The 357-nt window shown below is 65.5% G+C and carries 1 pseudogene; it reads right to left on the reverse strand.

Annotated elements, in window-relative coordinates:
- Positions 1-357 (reverse strand): annotated as a pseudogene (locus P3H15_RS54750) (IS21 family transposase); the annotation flags it as partial.

The following is a 357-nucleotide window of genomic DNA, read 5'->3' on the forward strand; positions in this document are numbered from 1 at the left end:
TGGCGCAGAACTGCTCGCACGCGGCCTCGAGGTCGGCGAACGAGGCGTAGTCCGGTAGCAGGTTCGCGTCGGTGGGCACCAGATCGGCCTTGGCGATCTTGACGGTTGCCTCGCTGCCACCCTTCGATTCCGGGTCGAAGGGCACGCAGGTGTGTACGGCCATGCCGTAGTGGCGGGCTGTTTCGACGATCTGCGGATGGCGTACCGCGATCCCGGCGACGTGATCGATGCTGACCGTGCGCGGATTGTCGGTCAACGCGTAGGTCGGCACTCCACCGAAGCGGCGCACCGTGGCATCGAGGCACGCGATCAACGTCGGCAATGTTTGATCCCACACCGGGATCACCACCCGGTAGC

It is taken from the genome of Rhodococcus sp. T2V (assembly GCF_029269925.1).
GTDB lineage: Bacteria > Actinomycetota > Actinomycetes > Mycobacteriales > Mycobacteriaceae > Rhodococcus_F > Rhodococcus_F koreensis.